The sequence below is a fragment of the uncultured Shewanella sp. genome, from assembly GCF_947501225.1.
Taxonomy (GTDB): domain Bacteria; phylum Pseudomonadota; class Gammaproteobacteria; order Enterobacterales; family Shewanellaceae; genus Shewanella.
The window spans coordinates 601,359-618,873 of sequence record NZ_CANMUW010000001.1; the positions used below are offsets into that span (position 1 = coordinate 601,359).

Sequence of the window (17,515 nt, forward strand, 5' to 3'; positions counted from 1 at the left end):
TTTTCTGCTTCTCTTAAAAAAGTGTCGATAGGATAATTAATCAAAAGTGAAATGGCACTTATTTTTCGCAAATTTTGATAAATTATCCAGTGGTTGGAGCAGTTCAACGACTCAATGTTGAGCTCCCCGGAGGGGGCTATGCCGACTAAGATTAACGTTTCGGGTTTAGCAGCGCCTGCTCCTGAATTAACCTCTGGGTATATTCATGTCGGGGAGAGTTAAACAAGTTTTCTGTTGTGGCTTTCTCAACCATCTGCCCCTTGTGTAAAACCATAATTTTGTCACTGAAGTGGCGAATAATATTGAGGTTATGGGAGACAAAAATATAGGAGAGTCCCATCTCTTTTTGTAGCTTCAGCAGTAAGTTCAGGATCTGGGAGCGAACCGATAGATCCAGTGCCGTTAAGGCTTCATCGGCGATGATGATCTTGGGGTTTAGCATCAAGGCTCGCGCAACGGCTACCCGCTGTTTCATCCCTTCAGAGATCATATGCGGATAGAATTCGGCATGTTCCGGGAGTAATCCCACCTTGCGTAATCTGTCTACTACCTGTTCTTTTCTCTGTTTCTCATCGAGATCGGTATTGAACTTTAATGGTTCATCGAGGAGTTCACCGATAGTCAATCTGGGGTTGAGAGACGTATTTGGATCCTGAAAAATCATCCTTATCAGTTTACATCTCTGTTTCAGATTCCGGGTCTCCAGCGCGTCACCTTCGAAGTAGATCTCACCGCCGGTTCGGGTCTCGGCGCCTACGAGAATTCGGGCCAGTGTACTCTTGCCCGAGCCGGCCTCTCCGACAATCGCCAGAGTCTCACCCTTGTTGAGCTCAAATGAGACTGGCTCCAGAGCCTGATTATAGTTGCGTCTGAACCGCTTGTAGCCGGTAAAGAAGCGCTTACTGAGGTTTTTAACTTGTAGTAGTGGCGTCGTCATTACATGGCTCTTCATGGTATGGAAAATGGCAGGCAAAATAGCGATTCTTCTTGTGGCACAAATTAGGCTGGCCGACACACCTTCTCTGCGCCTGCGGGCAGCGGGGGCCCAGGCGGCAACCAATCGGCAGGTGTTGCAGTGCAGGTGCCGAGCCTGGTAAGGTTTTCATCATAGACTTATGCTCCACATCTCCGGAATAGTCCGGAATATTGTCGAGCAGGGCCTTGGTGTATGGATGATAGGGTTGGCTGATAATTTCGGCCGTCGGCCCCGACTCCATTATTTGACCGCAATACATGACAGATAGCTGGTCGCACCAAATGGATAGGGTCTCCAGCTCATGACTGATAAGCAGTATCGATACATTCTGCAGCTGATTGAGCTTTCTTAACAGCCTGAAAATTTGAGCCTGAGTATGAACCTCCATTGAGTTGGTGGGTTCATCGGCGATAAGCAGTCTGGGCTGGTTAGCCACCGCGATTGCAATCATCACCTTCTGGCATTCGCCCTCTGAAAGTTCCCATGCATAACTGGTCATCACCTTCTGGGTATCTTTGATGCCAACCTTGTGTAGCCATTTCTCTGCCGTACGCCTCTTATCTTTTGCCCGCTGCCAAAACAGTAGTTTCTTGTTTTCCGGCATGGCTTCGATAAGTTGGTCACCCACCACAATGACAGGGTCCAGACTGCTGGATGGATCTTGAAATATCATGGCAATTTCACTGCCCATAAGATTTCGTCTCTCCTTGGAACTCATATCCATCAGGTTATGGCCATCCCACATCATACGATCGGCTGTTATACACCAATTGTGCCCGGGGATCCCCAAAATGGCTCTCGCTAGCAAACTTCGCCCGGAGCCTGACTCCCCTACTAAGCCGTGTATTTCGGCGGGGTTAATCGTCAGGCTGACCCTTTCCAGAGCCTTGACACGCCCATGGGGGGTGTCGAGTTCGATAGTTAGGTTACGAATATCAAGTAGTGGCATAGCAGTAATATTTACGCTTAGTTATTGATAGGCGAAAGCGCCGATCTCAAGCCGTCGCCGACTAAGTTAATTGCAAGAACACTGCACAAAATGGCAATGCCTGGAATCGTTACCGTCCATGGGGCTGTTAATAGGTTATCCATCCCCTGTGACACCATTGCCCCCCATTCGGGGCTGGGAGCCTGTGCACCTAAGTTTAAAAAGCCCAGTGCAGCGATATCCAGAATCGCGGCCGATATGCCCAGTGTGGTCTGAATGATCACTGTGTCCCAGACATTAGGCATAATAACATACCAGAAGATCTGAAACGGATTAGCACCATCGAGCTTCGCCGCCGTGACATACTCCTTTTGTAACTCCTCATGAACCGCTTGATGAATGGCGCGTACAAACTGAGGTGTCAGGGCGATTCCGACCGCCCAGAATACATTATCCAGGCCCGGTCCCATCACAGCGACAACGAGAATCGCCATCAACAGTGACGGAATAGAGAGGAGGGCATCCAAAAGGTGGCTTAAGATACTGGATTTCAGGCCTTTCATCATTCCAGATACTGCGCCGATAATGAAGCCCAGCGTCAATGCTGTCATCACTATTCCCAACGCCATACCGAAGGTCAGGTGCGCGCCATGTAACAGACGGCTGAAGATATCTCTTCCCAGATCATCGGTTCCGAGGAAATGTTCGACGGTGCCGGCCGGATCCCAGGATGGCGCGAGCAGCAGAGCATGGGGATCTTGCTGTTCCGGCGCATATGGGGCAATGAAAGGGCCAAATATTGAGAGTAACAATATGCCGATAACGGCCCATAACCCTGCAAATGCAAAAGGGTTATCGGAAAAAGAGTGCCAGATCTTCATCATCGGAGATGGAATATCATCTTCCTGGTAGATCTTAATTTGTGGCATAGAGTTCTTTCCTGCTGAGGGGGTTAATGGCTGTATGCATTACTTCGATCATGATGCTGATGAAGATGATGATCAGTGCTACGGCCAATACACCACCTTGAATAACGGTATAGTCACGTTGATAGATGCCTGATACCAGCCAGGCTCCGACACCGGGCCAGGCGAAAATCACCTCTACCACCATGGTGTAACTGGCGAACGAACCCAGCATTAAACCTAGGTTTTTCAACACCGGAATCAACGCATTGGGAAGTGCGTGACGCAGTACAACACGCGAAGTATGCAGGCCGCGAGCCTCAGCGGCCTTGATATAGGTTTGATCCATAATGGTGATTATTGCCGCTCGGGTAATTCTGACTACAACGGTGAACGGCAGTACGGCGAGGGTTATTGCCGGGAGAATGATGTGCAGCAGCGCATCGATAAATGCCGAGCCACTATAGGGGGAATCCGATAGCAAGGTATCAATCAATATGATGCCGGTTACCGGTTCTATCTCATAGAGCAGGTTAAGTTGCCCAGAGATGGGAAGCCAGCCGAGCTGCACGCCGAACCAGAGGGAGAAGGTCAATCCCAGCCAAAATACCGGAATAGAGTAACCCGTTAAGGTTATTGCCATTATCGTGTGCTGGGTTATCTTGTGTTTGCTCAAAGAGGCGAGCACTCCAAGCGGGATCCCTAATGTCAGTGCCAGCAATGCGGACACCGCTGCCAACTCAAAAGAGGGGGGAAGAACCGCCGCCAACTCTTCGGCGACCGGGCGCTGGGATGTCGCCGAAATGCCTAAGTTTCCGCTTAATCTCTGTTTCAGGTATGCAAAGAACTGCAGCATCTGTCCATCATCGAGTCGGTAGTCTCTATCTATCTGCTCAATCTGCTCGGCAGTTGGAGAATGCAGACCGGTTAGTGCAAACCTCTTTTCAACCGGAAATTGGCTGGTAACGATAAAGAGGACGACAAACAGCACGAAGGAGGTTGCCAGAAAGAGGTTGAGTCTGCGAATAAGGTAACTTGCCATTACTGCTTCACCTCCGTGGGTTGATCTGCGTTGTGACTGTCGTGACCAGTGAATGAGATGCCGGTAAAAGGTGTCAGTTTACTCTGCTTCACATCCTTATGTTTCAAGGAGAGCCGGGTTGCATGGGCAAATGGCAACATAGGTAACTGCCTGGCAAACATGGCTTCGGCCTGCTGATATAAGACTTTACGCTCCCCTCTGGATGTGGTTGCTCTGGCTTTGGCGAGAATGTCATCAAACTTGGGGTTACACCAACGAGAGCGGTTACTGTTTGAGGCGACAGATGCACAACTGAGGATAGGAGTGAAAAAATTATCGGGGTCGCTGTTATCGGCATTCCAGCCGATTAAGACTGAGTCATACTCCCTGCGGCTCAACTTTTGATTGAACACGCTCCAGTCATAACTGACGATATTGACTTTTACCCCAATATTAGCGAGATCTGCCTGAATGAGTTCGGCAGTTTTGTGAGCGTTAGGATTATAGATCCTGGCAACAGGCATAGCCCAGATATCTACGGTCAAGTCGCTGATGCCTGCTTGCTCGAGTAGTTGTTTCGCTTTTTGAGGATCGTATTCGATAATACTGCCATGTTCAGAGTATGCCCAGGACATGGGGGGCAGCATGCCGGTGGCTGCGACAGCGGTTTGCTGATAAACGGCTCTGAGAATATTATCCCTGTCCACGGCGTGGGCTAAGGCTTTTCTGACTCTGACATCATCGAAGGGGGCCTTTTGGGTGTTAAATGCCCAAAACGCGACATTGAAGCCAGGTTGGGAGTCTATCTCCAGGGCTTCATGGTCAAGTACCACCGGGAGTTCACCAGCCTTGGGCAGGGCGGAAACTGAGCAGTCGCCGGTGATCAGTTTCGCCAGACGCAAGGTGCTCTTGGGAGTGATATCAAATACCAGCAGCTCGGCATCGGGTAAGGTTCGCCAATACTCTTCATTCCTGTGGTAGCGAATATATTCATTTTTAACATATTGAACGAAGCGGAAAGGACCCGTGCCTATGGGGAGTCTATCTAAGGTCGCTTTGCTCGATTGTGCTATCAGGTGTTGTCCGTACTCCTGGGATAAGACCACCGCAAAACCTGCCGCTAAATTAGAGAGAAAAGAGGCGTCTTTATTATTGAGGTGAAAGGCAACCTCATAGTCTGAGATTTTTTCAATATTATTGATCTGCTTATCGAAACCAATACTCTGAAAGAATGGATATCCGGTCTTGGACACGCCGTGGTAGGGGTGGTTGGGATCGATGATTCTGTTAAACGAGAAGAGCACATCATCCGAGTTAAAGTTTCTTGACGGTGTAAACAGGGGGGAGTGATGAAACTTCACTCCTTTTCTTAGTTGAAAAGTGTAGGTCAGTTCATCGTTGCTTATCTGCCAATCGGTGGCTAAAGCCGGAACTATCTCTCCCGAATCAGCATCGTAGTCGACCAATCCATTATAGATCTGTTGCGAGGTGGCATCGACAGTCGTACCAGAGGTTACGAGTTGAGGGTTAAAAGACTCAGGATTACCCTCGGAGCAATAAACCAATCCCGGTGGGACATACTGCGGTCCACAGCCGGTAAGCAGGCAGAATATGCATGCAACTGTGGAGTAGGCAGACAGACGCTTAATCAGCACTCTCATCAAAAAATCATTTGTTCAGAACTTTGTCGGTCATTTTAGCAGTGCAAATAAGCGATCGGCAATGAACATATGTTATTAATGAGTGTTAAGTTTTGTCGAGAAGGTTGTATTTTTTTAAGATCCCACGCAGCTGATGATAGCTTAAACCTAAGAGTTCGGCGGTTTTCTTTTGATTAAATTGGCCGGCTTCTAACGCCTGTTTCAGCAGATTAACTTCGAGTCCTTCACAGTGCTCTTTGAAATCAATAGGGAATGTAATGGTTTTAGCCGGGGGCTGTGGGGCTGCTTGTTCAGCCTGTTGTGATGGCGTCGATTCCTGCTGGGGCGCGGCCTGTTGGCGTTCCAGGGTCTTGACTCTCTGTGTCGGTCGATAAGGAGAGGCAAAGGGGTCAAGAATAATATTGGCGATAGGGGCCTGAACTTCTGCATTACGATAGACACTGCGTTCGACCACGTTCTTTATTTCACGGATATTCCCCGGCCATGAATACTCCATCAGTTGCTGTGTTGCAGCAGGACTGAAGCCTTCAAATAACTCCAGTTTAAGCTGTCTTGCCATGCCTATCGCAAAATATTCGGCCAGTGGCATGATATCTTCCGTTCTGTGGCGCAGTGGTGGCAAGGTGATAACATCGAAGGCCAGTCTATCGAGCAGATCGGCTCTAAATTCACCAGCATCTGCCAATGAGGGGAGATCTTCGTTGGCTGCACAGATAAGTCTTACATCTGTCTGCACCGTTTTACTGCCACCTACGCGTTCAAATTCACCATACTCTATGACACGTAGCAGCTTCTCCTGAATAAGCCCCGAGGTATTTGCCAGCTCGTCGAGGAAGAGGGTACCGCCGTTAGCGCGTTCGAATCGTCCCTCGTGTTTCTTACTCGCACCGGTAAATGCACCGGCATCGTGGCCAAATAGCTCACTTTCGAGTAAATTCTCACTGAGTGATGAGCAATTTAGCTTGATAAAGTTTTGATCCCATCGCTTGGACAGGTAGTGTAATCGCTCGGCGATCAACTCTTTGCCTGTGCCTCTCTCACCGATGATCAATACCGGTTTCGATAGAGGCGCAACTTGAGAAACGTGCTCAAGCACTTCAAGGAGTGCATTGGACTGTCCGATGAGGTTATCTTGCTGAAATTGATTTGGCACAGTAAGTTTTAGTCTTTCACGCTAATAAGTGGTGAAATTAATAATAAGTGTCTCTGTTAATAAAAGAAAGAAAAAGTTAATATATTGGTTAAGTACCTGTATTTTATGAAATATGAAAAGTTGGCACAGAAAGTGGATTAATATCTTCGAAACCAACGTTAATTAAAGGACAGCATTATGGGAATCTTCTCTCGCTTCGCAGATATCATTAATTCAAACATCAGTGCACTACTGGATAAAGCCGAAGATCCGGAAAAAATGGTACGCTTGATAATTCAGGAGATGGAAGACACGCTAGTCGAGGTTCGCTCTACATCGGCGAAGGTGTTAGCCGAAAAGAAAGAGTTACTTCGTCGCATCTCTAAAGTACAGGCTCAGGTGCAGGACTGGCAGGATAAAGCGGAACTGGCTCTGTCTAAGGACCGTGAAGATCTGGCTAAAGCCGCCCTGACCGAGAAACAGAAGGCCAGCGAACTTGTTGCTACGTTAGAGCAAGAGTTGGTTATGGTGGAGGAGCAGATCGCTCGTCTTAAAGAGGAGGTTAACCTTCTTCAGGAGAAGTTAGCAGACGCAAAGGTACGTCAGAAGACTATTATTATGCGTAAGCAAACTGCCTCTTCCCGTTTAGACGTTAAGCGTCAACTCGATTCCAGTAAGATCGATAATGCGATGAATAAGTTCGAGCAGTATGAGCGTCGTGTTGAGGGGTTGGAGTCGCAGGTAGAAGCCTATGACCTGGGTAATAAAAAGAGTTTGAGTGATGAGTTTGCAGCTCTTGAAGCTGAAGATTCAGTTGCCGCAGAACTTGAAGCACTTAAGGCAAAGGTAAAAGGAAATAAGAGCAAAACCAAGTCTAAGTAATTACAATTCAGAGGTGAGTTATGAACACGGATATTTTAATGGCCCCAATTATTATTTTTATGATAATCGTGGCTCCCATATGGCTGATTCTTCACTATCGCAGTAAGCGTCAAGTGAGCCAGGGACTTACTGAAGAGGAGTATTCTCAGCTCAATGAACTTATCTCAAGAGCCGACAAGATGGCTCAACGAATAGATACATTGGAATCGATTTTAGACTCAGAGTCGCCACAATGGAGGAGCCGGGATGAGTGAAATTAATGGGCGTACCTTATACCGAATTCCTCAATCAGGTAAAATTGCTGGAGTATGTGCAGGGATAGCCGATTACTTTAACTTTGAAACCTGGCTTGTGAGAGTTTTAGCGGCATCAATTTTTTTACTGGGTGGTTCGGGGATTGTTTTAGTTATCTATATTTTGTTATGGATGATATTAGATATAAAGCCCGGTACCGAAAAAAATAAATCAGCGCACAAAGATATAGAGGTGAAGAAGAAAGTCTGGCAAGCCGGAGAGCCTGCAAAAATGGCACTTCGGGATGTGAATGCACAATTTCGAAGTTTAGAAATAAGGCTTCAAAAGTTGGAACGCCATGTCACGTCAGATAGCTTCGACCTCAAACAAGAGATCAACAATCTTTAATCCTTCCAATGGGCGGTCTGACCGCCCGAATAACCTTTTTTAAGTGCAGGCTATGGGTAGTATCAACCGCTCTTTCACTAAGTTTGGTAAAAAAGTCAGCCAAAAAACACAAGCGTTTGCGCACCGAACTTCCGATAAACATATCAGATTAGCCGTCACGGGATTATCCGGCGCCGGAAAAACCGCCTTTATTACCGGGCTGGTGAATCAACTTCTGAGTGCAGGCTTAATCGCTAAGAGTAATAATCTACCGCTTTGGCAAGTGACCAGAGAGGATCGCCTGTATGGCGTAAAGCGGGACCTTCAGCCCGACTTAACCGTTGCCAGTTTCGATTACGAGCAGGCGATGGCGGCACTGAGGCACACTCCCCCTGAGTGGCCGGCCTCAACCAGAAGCATCAGTGAATTAAGGCTCGCTATTCGCTACCAACCGCAAAAGGGGTTGTTAGCAAAATTGACCGACAGTGCGACCCTCTATCTCGACATTATCGATTACCCCGGCGAATGGTTACTCGATCTTCCCATGTTGAAACAGAGCTATAGCCAATGGTCGGTGAGTCAGACTCATCGGGAGAGTGTGTTTAAAAAGTCCGATTGCTATGAGCCGTTCGTCACAGCCCTTTCCCGGCTGGATCTTTCCAGGGAGGCGGATGCGACACAACTGAAGCAGATCGCCGACCTTTACCAGCAGCTATTACTCGATTGTGTGCATGGTCATGGATTTTATTATGCGCAACCAGGCCGCTTGTTACTGCCTGGAGAGCTGGTCGATACCCCGGTTTTAGCCCTGTTTCCTCTGCTGGGTCTCTCGGCTGAAAAAATAGTGCAATTGGAGGCCGGGGCGTCAAATACAGCGTATCAGGTACTGAAGACCCGGTATCAGGAGTATCAGGCTAAGGTGATCACTCCCTTTTACAGGGAATATTTTGCTAAGTTTGATCGGCAGCTACTCCTGGTCGACTGCTTCACTCCACTCAATCGTGGTAAAGCGCAGTTTGAGGATATGACCCAAGCGCTTAACGGGATCATGGAGAGTTTTAAGTTTGGTCAATCAAATATCCTTAAGCGATTGTTTTCACCAAGGATCGACAAGCTTCTGTTCGCCGCCAGTAAGGTGGATCATATCACGCGAGATCAACAGGGGAATGTGCTGTCGCTATTAAGTCAGCTGGTTAAACAGAGCCAGAAGCAGGCAAAGTTTGAAGGCTGCGAGGTTGAAGTGATGGCGATAAGTGCGATTAAAGCCACCAAACATGCCATGGTAAAATCCGGTAATGCCGAAATAGAGGTCGTTCATGGAGTCGAGCTGGGCGGGCGTAATACCATGACCGTTTTTCCGGGTGAAGTACCCAAGTCGCTACCTCAATCCTCATTTTGGGATACCCAGGGATTTGAGTTCACCCACTTCGCACCGCCGGAAGGGGAGCCTTCAACCGAAGGTGCCGATTTTGAACATATACGCTTAGATCACCTGCTTCAGTATCTGCTCGGCGATAAGCTGAATTAGTCGATGAGCCTGAGCCGATGCTAAATCGAGTCGAATCAGGTCATCGATTTTATATGATGGTAAAAAATGATGCATGAAACTAAAAAAGGCTTGAAGCAAAAACAGGTATTCGAGCCCTCTATCGAGTCGGAGACTCCCAATCTTAAGGGAGCCCAACATTTCGATGAGCAGGAGCTGACATTTACCGCCGAACCGCTTAGCCCGGAGCAGGAAGCCGATATCGAGCATGAGATAGAGTCTGCGCTCGGGTCAAGGTTCGACGGGATTGATACGGGCACAAAGCCTCAGGGTAAGCGGCGCTGGTCGTTACTGGCTAAGCTCTCTGCGTTAGGAGTGTTCGGACTCGTCATCACCGAAACGCTACTGGGGTTGAGAAGTGCGTGGGGTGAGAGTCCCTGGTTATTTGGTCTCTACAGCGGTGTGACGGCGGTGATTTCTTTATGGGCCGGTACACTCGCCGTGAGTGAATGGCGCAAGCTGGTAAGACTCAAGTCGGTAGAGGAAGCACAGCAAACCGGCGATCGCCTCTCCCAGAGCATGCAAGTTGGAGAAGCGGACAAGTTTATTAATAAGTTGCTGGACCAACTGCCCAAAGAGGTCGACCTAAGCCGGTATCTGTCATCTGTCAGGGAGGAACATAATGACGCCGAGAAGCTGATTTTGTTTGATGAACTGGTATTGAGCGAGAGAGACCTTATCGCTAAGAAGCTCGTCAGACGATTTTCACAGGAGTCAGCGCTGTTGCTGGCTGCGAGCCCGTTGGCCTTCCTGGATATGGCGATCATTCTCTGGCGCAACCAGCGTATGATATACAAGATAGCCGAGTGTTACGGTATTGAGCTCGGCTATTGGAGCCGCATTAAGCTGATAAGGGGAATCATCACCAATATCGTTTATGCCGGCACCAGTGAGATCATTACCGATCTCGGAACGCAGCTGCTGTCGGTGGAGATGTCGGGTAAACTCTCTGCCCGGCTGGGACAGGGACTGGGAGGTGGATTATTGACAGCCAGACTGGGTTATCAGGCGATGGCGCTGTGCAGACCCATCTCGTTTCAGGAGAACGCTCGCCCAAAACTCTCCGGCATCCATAAAGAGCTGCTGTTAGATCTGAAAGATCTCTCCTCAACAATTCTCACCAAAAGTGTGTCTCGTAACAAAGATTTTACATCTTAGGCTGGTAAAAGTTTCAGCTTTTGTTTGCTAGCGCATTTGATAGGGGTCAAGGTAATAGAGTCACCGGCGTTCAGTCGATGCCGGTGCCACTCTATTCAAACACTGCACGAATACTGGTTAGTTGACTGTTGCGGTTTTTGGGTTTCAGACCTTGGAGAGATTATATGCACGACAAATGGAAGCTGCCGACAAAAGCGATTCATGCCGGTCACATCAAAGACAGCTCCGGGGCGTTAGTTACCCCCTTATGTCAGAGTGCCACCTTTGTATTTGACAACGCCGAGCAGGGGGGCGCAAGGTTTGCAGGCGATGAGGCTGGGTATATCTATACCCGTTTGGGTAATCCGACAACGGCCGAGCTGGAACGTAAGATGGCTGTCTTAGAGGGCTCACAAGCCGCCACTGCGACCGCCTCGGGTATGGCGGCGGTATCTTCGGCTCTATTGGCAAATCTTAGTCAGGGGGAGCATCTGATCGCATCCAGGGCTGTCTATGGCTGTACCTTTTCACTTTTGAGCTCTCAGTTGACCCGGTTTGGGATAGAGGTGACGCTGGTGGATTTTAATGATCTCGATGCCATCAAAGCAGCGATCACCCCGGCAACTAGAGTCATCTTCTGTGAAACCCCTGTTAATCCACACTTAGACGTGTTTGATTTAGAGGCTATCGCCTCAATAGCTAAACGCCATGATTTAATCACAATTGTCGATAATACTTTTATGACCCCACTGCTTCAGCAGCCTCTCTCTCACGGTATCGACCTGGTTGTTCATAGTGCGACTAAGTACCTCAACGGACATGGGGATGTTATCGCCGGCATCGTATGCGGCTCTGATGAGCAGATAGAGAAGATAAAATATGAAACGCTCAAGGACTTTGGCGGAGTGCTCTCACCCCACGATGCCTGGTTAATCTTAAGAGGCCTTAAGACATTAGATGTTCGGCTAGAGCGGCACTGTAATAATGCGGAAGTGATTGCCCAATACCTGCTCAAACATGACAAGGTGACTAAAGTTTACTATCCGGGTCTGGAGGGGCACAGTGGCCACAGATTTATCGGACCACAGATGCGAAGAGCCGGCGGTGTCATCGCTTTCGAGCTCGATGCGAGCCTGGAAAAGAGTATCGAGTTTATCAACGAGCTGGAGCTCTTCGTTATTGCTGTGAGCCTTGGTGATGCGGAGTCGCTGATTCAGCATCCGGCATCTATGACCCACTCACCTTATAGTGATGAACAGAGAGAGGCCGCCGGGATCCATGCCAGCTTGTTGCGGATCTCTGTCGGTCTTGAGTCTGTTGAAGATCTGATTATGGATCTGGAGCAGGCATTAGCGAAAGTGTGACCCCTGGAATGAAATAGCAGCCGCGCATTGTCTGAGCGGCTTTTTTATATCCGGGGAAAGCGGGGGTGATCAGATGTTCCAGAACGTATGGGCTATGACGTAGAGCACGCACATGCTGACGAAGTTGATGATGACGCCGGCTCGCATCATCTCAGACTGCTTAATAAAACCGGAGCCATAGACAATTGCATTAGGCGGCGTCGCGACAGGCAGCATGAAGGCACACGAAGCGGCGATGCCTATCAGAACCGATAACATGACGGGCGACAGACCCAAGGCTTCGGCTATTGCGGCAAATACCGGCACGAGCAGTGCGGCACTCGCAGTATTGCTGGCAAACTCGGTTAGCATCACTACAAAGAAGATCACGGCGAAGGTGAAAAGCGCCATATGGGTATTACCGAAGATATCGGTGACCCAGTGAGCCAGAAACACGCTGGTTCCTGTGGCTTTTAGTATTGCACTTAAGGTTAACCCGCCACCAAACAGGATGAGTACTCCCCAGTCGGTAGTCCGTTCAATCTTCTTCCATTCGACTAACCCCAACCCGGCCAGGGTTACAACTGCACTTAAGGCTACTACGGTATCGAATTTTGAGATCCCGCCCAATGCCTGTGAGATCGGTTTACTGAATATCCAGCAGCATACGGTTGTGATGAAGACTAGCAGGGTGAGTTTTCCCTGAAAGTTCAGCTTAGTATCTGAAGTCGACAGCTTGCAAACAATCGAAAGGTCTGGCTTAAAAAACAGGTACAGGGCGATAAGCATAGTGGGCAGCATCAGGGCGACGGTTATCAAGCCAAACTCTAACCACTCACTGAAGCTCAAACCGACTTGTGCTGCAGCGATGGCATTAGGCGGGCTACCGACTAAGGTTCCGATCCCGCCTATGTTGGCTGAATAGGCGATGCCCAGCAACATGAACAGGTAAGTATTCTTATGTTGCTTGAAGTCTAGCTGTTGCAAAATTCCCAGAGCCAGTGGCAGCATCATTGCGGCCGTTGCTGTGTTGCTAATCCACATAGAGAGCAGGGCGGTAATGCCGAACAGGAACATGCAGGCCAGGCTGAGTCTGCCCTTGGAGGCCGTCAGCACCTTATGGGCAATCAGTCTATCAATTCCCTGATGGTTCAAGGCCGCCGCCAGAACAAAACCACCAAAAAAGAGGTAGATGATAGGGTTGGCAAAATTACTCATGGCGGTCTTTGTTTCAAATACGCCCAGGATAACAGCCATTACAGGGATAAGTATGGCCGTGATACTCAGATGAATGGCTTCTGTCAGCCAAAGTATCGCCGCAAAGACCAGAATTGATAGCCCGGTATTCACCCCTTCTTCGAAAGGGAGGAAGTTATAAAGCATTATAAATAAAGCAATATCGGCAAAGAGAATGAAAAGGTTTCTCTGTGCCTTGCTCTCTGAGGGGGTCAGTTCATTCGGACCGGTTCCAACTTGTTCCATAGACATTCGAGTGTCCTTTTTCATTATTATTAGGATGCGACACACTAGCTCACTCGATCCATTACACAAAATTAAATTTTATGTGTCTTTCCTACACTTACCCCTAAGGTGTTAGGTGATCGCTGTCCTGTTACGTGAGTTTGTGTGAGCTGAGCCTTGAAGTGGTGATCCGAAAATGATCTGATTGAATTTCAAAAGCGGCTTTTGTCGATGAGAGGCTAACCAATTTGAAAATTACAAATAAAACAGAAACTGTGATGCGCGTCGAATTTCCTTGGATTGCCTTCGGGCTTAAATCAATTGTTGGCAAGAAATGAGCAGTTGATCTACATTTGTAAAGTGGCCAGGGACCAACGGATTGATGGCCACACCTTAACGGATTAATCACAAAAGGATAACATTATGAACAAAACAGCTATTACTGCGTTATGTGCTGCAGCGCTCCTCTCTTTAGGCGTGAGTGCGGCAGAGACCGGAACTAAAGTCCCCGAGCAAACCCAGGCTCAATCACAGAGCCAACATCAAAGCATCAACATCAATACCGCCTCGGTTGAGGAGCTGACCCTGCTAACTGGTGTCGGTGAGTCCAAGGCAAAGGCTATCGTGGACTATCGAACAAGCCATGGTCGTTTTAATTCGGTCGCCGATCTTGCCAAGGTTAAAGGCATTGGCTCTAAACTGGTTGAGAAGAACAGGTCGGTGATCTCTTTGTAGCTTCATGAGCTGGTAAAGCCAGCTTGTCGGTAATATTTGCTTATAGAACAAGCAGTCGATCCAGTTCTGCAGATATGTTTAACGTTAAGGCTTGATTGCCGGGCGGGCATAGTAGATAATGCTCGCCGTTCTCTGAGGTGAATATCTCGAGAAAGCTATGGTGACCCTAGGGTCCCCCCGCAATGATAACCTGTGAACTCGGCCAGGCCCGGAAGGGAGCAACCGCAGCAGGCGACTCATGTGCCGGGGTGCGGCTCTAGGGGAGCCTCCAAACTCTCCCCCTTCATATCACTCTACCGCAAAGTCACTGCAGAACTCTGTCGACTCTAAAATCGCAATATTATCAGACAATAAGCGTCAGATTCGTATGATAATCTCTCTATTCGGATTTCTGCTGCTCTTTTTTCAAATTTGCCTTAAGAAATGCGCGAGATTTTTCCAAAGCTGTTTGGATCTCAGATTTCATTTGCGCGAGTTCATTGTAATCTTCAAAAAAGTAGGTATCGACCAGGTGTCGAATGTACCTTACCGGAAGTTGATTTAGCGTGACGCAGCAAAGATCGGCCAGGTAGTCTTCGGGTAGCTCATCTAACAGGCCTTCATCGGATAATAGTTCTATTAAGAGAACTTCGTAATAATTTCGAATTTCCAGTTGCATAGAGATGCTCCGTGATCATTATCGCTATCATTGTGACTTGAGAAGAGGTAACTATTTATTAGTTTGCTACCATAATGGATTCGCGGCAATAAAAATTTACTTCCTGTTGTTTGGTAATTCTAGTGCCAGTTCGCCATACCTGCATGCAGATATACTGGAAATATAGCAGGTTATATTCCGGTGTGGGCAGAGAATATAGATAGTGGAGTGCAGTAAGCTCTTTTGTTAAAGCTGAGCTGAATTGGGGGTGGGCTGTTGTATGAGGTGTGGCAAGTGCTTGAAGCGCCAGTAACCCGGAGTCACTGGCGCAAATAGCAGGGCTATCAGAGTTGTTTTATAGCCCAGCTCATGAACTCTTTACGGGTTTCATCGTCAGCATGCAACCACCAATATTGTAGCATCTGCTCAGCGTGTGCAGCGTCATTGTCTTTATTGCCGGAGGCCGGGATCGGTTTGATGCCGGCATCGACAGGAGCAGGCTTGCTTACCGGAGGCTTGGGCGTAGTCGAAGTGGCAACGGCACCTCCGGTCGCTGCGGTAGCGACATTAGAGATATCCTGGCCATGGCCGCCACCGAACAGGCTGGTTACAAAGGAGTCTTCGGTAAAATCAGTTTGACTGACTTTATAGCTGACAAGACCGTTGTCGCTTCTGGTTATCACGACCTGTGGAGACTTTGCGAATGCCTTAGGTTGCTTAACGAAATCGCCATCGGCAGGTTTTAACCGGTATTGGTGATCGCCATCTACCTCAAGCGTGATGATAAATGGTGATGACTTTACGAAACTTTCACCGTCACTGAAATCATCTTCAACCATGTCATGGTAACGAATGGCTATTTTATGCGTGCCTTCATCCAGCGTCAGGTCGGCTTTGTGATTAAAAAGGCTGGTCTCAATTTTCATTCCATCGACGGCAAGATATTCAAATGCCATGGGGATCTGCAGGTTAGCAGCCAGAGCCGATGATGAACCAAGCAGAGCGATGATTGCGGTGATTGGCTTGAGTGATTTCATTGTTGCTCCTTAACGATAATAATTCGGATATACCCAAATACTTTAATATGATTCTAATATCTTCGGTTAGAGTGAGTATAGGGGCGCTCAAACGCCTGAATACGGTCTTCGATGTAACTTATAGCCTGTCGGCATTTTCCTAAACGGCGATGAACTAAAAGGATCTCATTTTGCTTCTTAATTTTGTCAGCACTATGACAGTTTTCGAGTTCAGATTGCAAACTTTGAATTTTCTGTTCAAACTTCTTGACCCAGTTGTGGTGCTTGTTTAACTCTTCATAGAGCTGGTGGCTGTTCTGCATGACCCCGGCTGCTATCCAGTTGAAGCCGCTTTGGTCATGACTTTTTTTACGACGGCTACGTGCTTGTGCGATACGTGAGGCTTTCTGCTGCTGAGCCGACTTTACGCCGAGTGTCGTAGTGCTCAATGCTCTCCTGACTGCAGTAAACCTGTCTTGTATTCGTTCACAACTCAGGGCGATTGTGTTCAATGACACCTTATTTTTCAGTAGCTTCTCTAACTGCTTAATACTCTTAGCTATCTGTTCGATGCAGGGTTTGAGCTCCGCACCACTTTGAATAAAAAGCTCATCATTAAAACGCTCGGTGTCCTGTAATAGTCGCCTCTCTCCCTTAGGGAGCATGGCATCATGCTGAAGCACCTCCTGCTCCAGCTGTTTATGTTGGACTCTCAATCGATTAAGTAGTTCACTTGTCATCAAAACCATGCACTCCAGGCGAGCTTAGCCGCAATCATCAGTACGATTGTTATAAACAGGGGCCTGATAAACTGCACACCAAACTTAATTGCCGACCTGGCACCAATGAAGGAACCTAACATCATACAAAGCCCCATGGAAAGCCCAATAATGACATTGACTTTACCCAGCGCAAAAAAGATCAGCAACGAAGTGAGATTACTGGTAAAGGTCATCGCTCTTGCCAGCCCGCAACTGTGCAGAAGAGGAAGGCGGTGATAGGTGGTGCTGCTGATGGTCCAGAATGCCCCTGTGCCCGGTCCGGCAAAGCCATCATAAAAGCCCAGGATGACTCCCTGAACCCATTGTTTGAGTCTTGCCGGTGGCCGCTTAAGAGGGATGTAACTGCTGCACCCCATGGAGTTAGGTTTCACCAAAGTGTATACGGCGATGATAATGATGATTAAGGGTAACAGTTTTTCCAGCAGAGTCTTATCGATCAGGTAGACAATGAAAGAGCCGCTGACAGCGCCGAGAAAGGTTGCAATAAAGGTATGGTACCAAAGTTCAGGGTTGAAGAGATTTTGCCGATAATAGGTCAACGCAGCCATCGAAGAGCCGAAGCAAGCCGCCAGTTTATTGGTTCCCAGGGCTAAGTGTGGCGGAATACCGACGGTGAGCAGTGCCGGGATTGATAATAATCCCCCTCCACCGGCGACAGCATCGATAAAACCTGCAATAAAGCCGATACCGGCAAGAATCATCCATGTTGAGGGTTCAAACAGTAAATCCAAA

The 17,515-nt window shown here is 48.1% G+C and carries 18 protein-coding genes and 1 other RNA gene; 8 read left to right on the plus strand and 11 right to left on the minus strand.

Features of this window, described 5'->3' with window-relative positions:
- Positions 1 to 151 precede the first annotated feature (151 nt).
- The 6 genes from Q1B47_RS02470 to pspF form a co-directional block, all read right to left on the minus strand.
- Positions 152 to 937 (minus strand): ATP-binding cassette domain-containing protein, encoded by a 786-nt coding sequence (locus tag Q1B47_RS02470; protein WP_299788079.1) that lies wholly within the window; start codon positions 935 to 937, stop codon positions 152 to 154.
- Positions 912 to 1,925: an oligopeptide/dipeptide ABC transporter ATP-binding protein gene (locus Q1B47_RS02475; protein WP_299788082.1), complete on the minus strand. Its 1,014-nt coding sequence runs from the start codon at positions 1,923 to 1,925 to the stop codon at positions 912 to 914. The genes Q1B47_RS02470 and Q1B47_RS02475 overlap by 26 nt, the downstream gene beginning before the upstream one ends.
- Positions 1,926 to 1,942: 17 nt before the next feature.
- Positions 1,943 to 2,833: an ABC transporter permease subunit gene (locus Q1B47_RS02480; RefSeq protein WP_299788085.1), complete on the minus strand. Its 891-nt coding sequence runs from the start codon at positions 2,831 to 2,833 to the stop codon at positions 1,943 to 1,945.
- Positions 2,820 to 3,851, minus strand: coding sequence for an ABC transporter permease (locus Q1B47_RS02485; protein ID WP_299788088.1), 1,032 nt, complete (start codon positions 3,849 to 3,851; stop codon positions 2,820 to 2,822). The genes Q1B47_RS02480 and Q1B47_RS02485 overlap by 14 nt, the downstream gene beginning before the upstream one ends.
- Positions 3,851 to 5,491: an ABC transporter substrate-binding protein gene (locus tag Q1B47_RS02490; RefSeq protein ID WP_299788091.1), complete on the minus strand. Its 1,641-nt coding sequence runs from the start codon at positions 5,489 to 5,491 to the stop codon at positions 3,851 to 3,853. Before Q1B47_RS02490 ends, Q1B47_RS02485 begins: the two co-directional genes overlap by 1 nt.
- 85 nt (positions 5,492 to 5,576) lie before the next feature.
- Positions 5,577 to 6,644, minus strand: coding sequence for a phage shock protein operon transcriptional activator (gene pspF / locus Q1B47_RS02495; protein ID WP_299788094.1), 1,068 nt, complete (start codon positions 6,642 to 6,644; stop codon positions 5,577 to 5,579).
- Positions 6,645 to 6,821: 177 nt separating this feature from the next.
- Here pspF and pspA point away from each other — a divergent pair, with 177 nt between their 5' ends.
- The 6 genes from pspA to Q1B47_RS02525 all read left to right on the plus strand — a co-directional run bounded on the left by pspA (position 6,822) and on the right by Q1B47_RS02525 (position 12,173).
- Positions 6,822 to 7,505, plus strand: coding sequence for a phage shock protein PspA (gene pspA, locus Q1B47_RS02500; protein WP_299788097.1), 684 nt, complete (start codon positions 6,822 to 6,824; stop codon positions 7,503 to 7,505).
- Between the two features lie 20 nt (positions 7,506 to 7,525).
- On the plus strand, positions 7,526 to 7,759 hold the full coding sequence (pspB, locus tag Q1B47_RS02505) for an envelope stress response membrane protein PspB (protein WP_299788100.1): 234 nt from the start codon (positions 7,526 to 7,528) through the stop codon (positions 7,757 to 7,759).
- Entirely contained in the window at positions 7,752 to 8,147 is a 396-nt protein-coding gene (pspC, locus tag Q1B47_RS02510) for an envelope stress response membrane protein PspC (RefSeq protein WP_299788103.1), read from the plus strand. Before pspB ends, pspC begins: the two co-directional genes overlap by 8 nt.
- A 52-nt stretch (positions 8,148 to 8,199) precedes the next feature.
- Positions 8,200 to 9,654, plus strand: a complete 1,455-nt coding sequence (locus Q1B47_RS02515) for a YcjX family protein (protein ID WP_299788106.1) — start codon at positions 8,200 to 8,202, stop codon at positions 9,652 to 9,654.
- A 66-nt stretch (positions 9,655 to 9,720) separates the two neighbouring features.
- Positions 9,721 to 10,830 (plus strand): TIGR01620 family protein, encoded by a 1,110-nt coding sequence (locus Q1B47_RS02520; RefSeq protein WP_299788109.1) that lies wholly within the window; start codon positions 9,721 to 9,723, stop codon positions 10,828 to 10,830.
- 164 nt (positions 10,831 to 10,994) lie between these two features.
- Positions 10,995 to 12,173 (plus strand): aminotransferase class I/II-fold pyridoxal phosphate-dependent enzyme, encoded by a 1,179-nt coding sequence (locus Q1B47_RS02525; RefSeq protein ID WP_299788112.1) that lies wholly within the window; start codon positions 10,995 to 10,997, stop codon positions 12,171 to 12,173.
- Between the two features lie 69 nt (positions 12,174 to 12,242).
- On the opposite strand, the gene Q1B47_RS02530 is transcribed toward Q1B47_RS02525, so the two are convergent.
- Positions 12,243 to 13,640, minus strand: coding sequence for a DASS family sodium-coupled anion symporter (locus Q1B47_RS02530; RefSeq protein ID WP_299788115.1), 1,398 nt, complete (start codon positions 13,638 to 13,640; stop codon positions 12,243 to 12,245).
- A gap of 396 nt (positions 13,641 to 14,036) precedes the next feature.
- Here Q1B47_RS02530 and Q1B47_RS02535 point away from each other — a divergent pair, with 396 nt between their 5' ends.
- Both Q1B47_RS02535 and ffs read left to right on the plus strand, forming a co-directional pair.
- Positions 14,037 to 14,348 (plus strand): ComEA family DNA-binding protein, encoded by a 312-nt coding sequence (locus tag Q1B47_RS02535; protein WP_299788118.1) that lies wholly within the window; start codon positions 14,037 to 14,039, stop codon positions 14,346 to 14,348.
- A gap of 166 nt (positions 14,349 to 14,514) precedes the next feature.
- An RNA gene (ffs, locus tag Q1B47_RS02540) (signal recognition particle sRNA small type) lies at positions 14,515 to 14,611 on the plus strand.
- Positions 14,612 to 14,727: 116 nt separating this feature from the next.
- Here ffs and Q1B47_RS02545 read toward each other — a convergent pair.
- The 4 genes from Q1B47_RS02545 to Q1B47_RS02560 form a co-directional block, all read right to left on the minus strand.
- On the minus strand, positions 14,728 to 15,006 hold the full coding sequence (locus tag Q1B47_RS02545) for a late competence development ComFB family protein (RefSeq protein WP_299788121.1): 279 nt from the start codon (positions 15,004 to 15,006) through the stop codon (positions 14,728 to 14,730).
- Positions 15,007 to 15,329: 323 nt separating this feature from the next.
- Positions 15,330 to 16,022, minus strand: a complete 693-nt coding sequence (locus Q1B47_RS02550) for a DUF2057 domain-containing protein (RefSeq protein ID WP_299788124.1) — start codon at positions 16,020 to 16,022, stop codon at positions 15,330 to 15,332.
- A gap of 53 nt (positions 16,023 to 16,075) precedes the next feature.
- On the minus strand, positions 16,076 to 16,744 hold the full coding sequence (locus Q1B47_RS02555; RefSeq protein ID WP_299788127.1) for a primosomal replication protein: 669 nt from the start codon (positions 16,742 to 16,744) through the stop codon (positions 16,076 to 16,078).
- A complete protein-coding gene (locus Q1B47_RS02560; RefSeq protein WP_299788130.1) occupies positions 16,741 to 17,514 on the minus strand; it encodes a TSUP family transporter in 774 nt (257 codons plus the stop codon). The genes Q1B47_RS02555 and Q1B47_RS02560 overlap by 4 nt, the downstream gene beginning before the upstream one ends.
- Between the last annotated feature and the right edge of the window lies 1 nt (position 17,515).

Excerpts from the sequence above, each read along its gene's own strand:
- Q1B47_RS02485 (WP_299788088.1), bottom strand. The coding sequence starts at position 3,851 with ATGGCAAGTTACCTTATTCGCAGACTCAACCTCTTTCTGGCAACCTCC.
- pspC (WP_299788103.1), top strand. The coding sequence starts at position 7,752 with ATGAGTGAAATTAATGGGCGTACCTTATACCGAATTCCTCAATCAGGT.
- Q1B47_RS02480 (WP_299788085.1), bottom strand. The coding sequence starts at position 2,833 with ATGCCACAAATTAAGATCTACCAGGAAGATGATATTCCATCTCCGATG.
- Q1B47_RS02545 (WP_299788121.1), bottom strand. The coding sequence starts at position 15,006 with ATGCAACTGGAAATTCGAAATTATTACGAAGTTCTCTTAATAGAACTA.
- Q1B47_RS02470 (WP_299788079.1), bottom strand. The coding sequence starts at position 937 with ATGACGACGCCACTACTACAAGTTAAAAACCTCAGTAAGCGCTTCTTT.
- pspB (WP_299788100.1), top strand. The coding sequence starts at position 7,526 with ATGAACACGGATATTTTAATGGCCCCAATTATTATTTTTATGATAATC.
- pspA (WP_299788097.1), top strand. The coding sequence starts at position 6,822 with ATGGGAATCTTCTCTCGCTTCGCAGATATCATTAATTCAAACATCAGT.
- Q1B47_RS02525 (WP_299788112.1), top strand. The coding sequence starts at position 10,995 with ATGCACGACAAATGGAAGCTGCCGACAAAAGCGATTCATGCCGGTCAC.
- Q1B47_RS02550 (WP_299788124.1), bottom strand. The coding sequence starts at position 16,022 with ATGAAATCACTCAAGCCAATCACCGCAATCATCGCTCTGCTTGGTTCA.
- Q1B47_RS02475 (WP_299788082.1), bottom strand. The coding sequence starts at position 1,925 with ATGCCACTACTTGATATTCGTAACCTAACTATCGAACTCGACACCCCC.
- Q1B47_RS02535 (WP_299788118.1), top strand. The coding sequence starts at position 14,037 with ATGAACAAAACAGCTATTACTGCGTTATGTGCTGCAGCGCTCCTCTCT.
- Q1B47_RS02490 (WP_299788091.1), bottom strand. The coding sequence starts at position 5,491 with ATGAGAGTGCTGATTAAGCGTCTGTCTGCCTACTCCACAGTTGCATGC.
- Q1B47_RS02530 (WP_299788115.1), bottom strand. The coding sequence starts at position 13,640 with ATGTCTATGGAACAAGTTGGAACCGGTCCGAATGAACTGACCCCCTCA.
- Q1B47_RS02515 (WP_299788106.1), top strand. The coding sequence starts at position 8,200 with ATGGGTAGTATCAACCGCTCTTTCACTAAGTTTGGTAAAAAAGTCAGC.
- Q1B47_RS02520 (WP_299788109.1), top strand. The coding sequence starts at position 9,721 with ATGATGCATGAAACTAAAAAAGGCTTGAAGCAAAAACAGGTATTCGAG.